We start from the raw sequence: 2,847 nt of genomic DNA on the forward strand, positions 1-2,847 counted from the left end.
TTGTTTTTTGCCTTGCATATACTAAAATACGAAATTTCTTTCTTATATTCGAGTTGTGCAACAGGCACAATGGCTATAAGTAATTGCTTGTTCTCGCCTACTTCTGAAAATACTCGCGGATTTTCAGTTTGGTGCATACTTGCTAAGTTAAGTGCTAACCCACGCAACTACTCATAGCCGAGACCGTTAGTAATAATAAAAACACAAATATGAAAAAAGAAATCAACCTCACAATAATATTAATTTGTCTTATTCTCTTTTCTTGCCAGAAGGATAATGAAAATGAATTAGAAGTATTCCCTGTTGAAAGGATAGTTTATTCAGATCCAAATCCAGTTCTCGCACCAATTCCTGTTATGAATGGAACTATATCTTTTATACCAGGAGAGAATACCCCAGAAGATGCAACATACAGAATGTATTTCGATACGTCTGAAAACCCAACTACAGTTTATAATTTAGAGACAACCGAAAAGAAGTATACTAATTTAAAAATTAATACAACTTATTATTGGAGAGTCGAAACAATAAGTAATAAAGGAGATGTTTTGGCAAGTTCTCCAATCTGGCATTTTGTTACAGGGATTACTATTGCAGTAAGGACACAGAGTGACTTGGAACTTTTAGGCAGTAATAAATATTCCAAAATAGAAGGGATATTAGTTATTGGAGACCTCATTAATATTTCTGGAACAGCTCCTTCTTCAACTGATATTTACGATTTATCTCCTTTGAAAGATTTGACTCAAGTATTTAAACTTGTAATCAACAATAATAATTCACTTAAAAATCTTGATGGTTTATCCAATATTAAGATTATCACTGACGATTTATTTATTGGCCAAGGTCTAGATTTAAAAGGTGGTAATTCTTCATTGGAAGACATTAGTGCTCTATCAAATATAGAATCTATAGGTGGAACATTAATAATCTACAACAATGGTAATCTAACCAGTTTGACAGGTTTAGAATCTTTAGAATCTGTTGGCAGACATTTGGTAATTGCTAATAATGATAATCTAAATAGTTTGAATGGTTTAGAGTCTTTAAAAACCGTTGGTCAAAATTTGGAAATTAATGATAACGGAAATTTAAGCAATTTATGCGCTCTTCAACCTCTATTGAACAACAATGGATTATCTGGCTACTATCGCATAGAAAATAATAGTTTTAACCCAACAAAATCAGACTTAATAAATGGATTTTGTAAAGAATAACTATTGCCAACATTGGTAGCCGTAGCACAAGCCCTTAATTTTCCAAAAACAAGATACAAATAAGCCCTTTTAAGGGCTTTTATTTTACCGTGCAAATTGTTTGCCCCCTAAAATTAAGAGGCCCAAAAGGACGTAAAATGTCTTGTAGGATAGCTTTAAAGGCAAAACGGACATTGTATAATCTATCCCACTTTATGATACCTTAAATCCGGTACACGAACACTTAACTGAAACTGATTGAACAACTTCTCCTGATAATTCTTTTTGCCTTGCATCCTTAAAAATAAGAAGTTTCATGCAAATTTTGAAATTTTAATCTATATTTGAAAAGTTGTGCAACAGGCACATGGTATATAAAACATTTGGCGGAAAGTGCTAATTTTAAGGTCGGTACATTTAATAAACATTGCAACAGTTTGATAGGAAATCGCTTTGAAATGCCAAAAGTTTCATATACCCGTCCGTTGTAGAGCATTTAACAAAAAACAAGAACATTTATGAATCACTTCTATTTCTATTCAAAACAAATTCTAAAAATCTTTGAAAAAAACAAAGAATTAATAGAGTTGATATCTTCAATTGATGAACTTAGAAATAGCTATATAATAAACCCACAAGATATAATAAATGTTCCTGGAGACCAGAACTCTCAATTCAGAGGAATGGCTAAGTTGAAAAGTGAAATCAATGCTAAAAATCAAGAAATACTAAAAATTATTAGGTCAAAAAGACCAAATAAAGTTTATGAATTAGTCAACTCATTTATAACTGATTTAAATCTGTTTGACAAATCTTACAACGATGATAATTCATTAATTAAATTACTTAAAGAATTCCCTGAAAAGCATACTGATGCATACTCTGAAAAGCAGGCGGAACAGGTTTTTGATATTATTGAAAATAGTTTGCTTATAATGCAAGCCATTAAAAATGCAAAGGAGAAAGCTTTGTATGTAATAGAAGAGCTAAATAAATCTAAGAAAGACTCACCAGTTGATTATTTAACATTAACAATCGGAACTGACCAAGACGTTCCTCTAATTGAAAATTTTGTTCTAATATTTAAAAAAATTGAAGGTCTATATAATTTCATTTGTTATATCCATAAAATTGATAGTGAGTCAAAACCATTATTAATTAATCAGGTAAGTACAGGCTCTTGGTATTCTGAACTTCTTGGAATTAAACAAGTAGTAATAAGTACTGAGAACCTATTAAAAGGCATTGGTGGTTTTATCAGAGATTATATTACAGGTAAAATAAGTCGTGAGAGATTTGAAAATAACTGTAAAAAAGCTGAAGCATTTATAAATCTTATGGCTATTGCAAAGAAAAATGGAATTGACAATGCCGAATTAGGCGTATTTAAGGAATTAAATCCATTTGTAGAAAACTTTAAGTCTGATACAACCACAATCGAAATAAATGAAGAAGAAATCCTCAAAATGAAAAAAACTGATAAATTAACTCTATTAGATAGAAAAAGTAAGAGAGAAAATCTTTTAGAAAACATTAGTCTTAGTATTGAAGAGGGAAAAAAGGGAACAAACGATAAAAAGAACTAAACCACTATGGACTGAAAGTCCATAGGTTTGTTACACGAGGGACTAAAGTCCCTCTTTTTACTCTA

General features: G+C 30.8%; 2 protein-coding genes. Both read left to right on the top strand.

Annotated elements, in window-relative coordinates; genetic code table 11:
• Positions 1-209 precede the first annotated feature (209 nt).
• Positions 210-1,217, top strand: a complete 1,008-nt coding sequence (locus tag ABD792_RS09005; protein ID WP_345005590.1) for a receptor L domain-containing protein — start codon at positions 210-212, stop codon at positions 1,215-1,217.
• 497 nt (positions 1,218-1,714) lie between these two features.
• Positions 1,715-2,782, top strand: a complete 1,068-nt coding sequence (locus ABD792_RS09010) for a hypothetical protein (RefSeq protein WP_345005591.1) — start codon at positions 1,715-1,717, stop codon at positions 2,780-2,782.
• Positions 2,783-2,847: the final 65 nt, after the last annotated feature.

The sequence above is a fragment of the Snuella lapsa genome, assembly GCF_039539345.1.
Lineage (GTDB): Bacteria > Bacteroidota > Bacteroidia > Flavobacteriales > Flavobacteriaceae > Snuella > Snuella lapsa.

Coding starts and splice junctions, on each gene's coding strand:
- ABD792_RS09010 (WP_345005591.1), top strand. CDS start 1,715: ATGAATCACTTCTATTTCTATTCAAAACAAATTCTAAAAATCTTTGAA.
- ABD792_RS09005 (WP_345005590.1), top strand. CDS start 210: ATGAAAAAAGAAATCAACCTCACAATAATATTAATTTGTCTTATTCTC.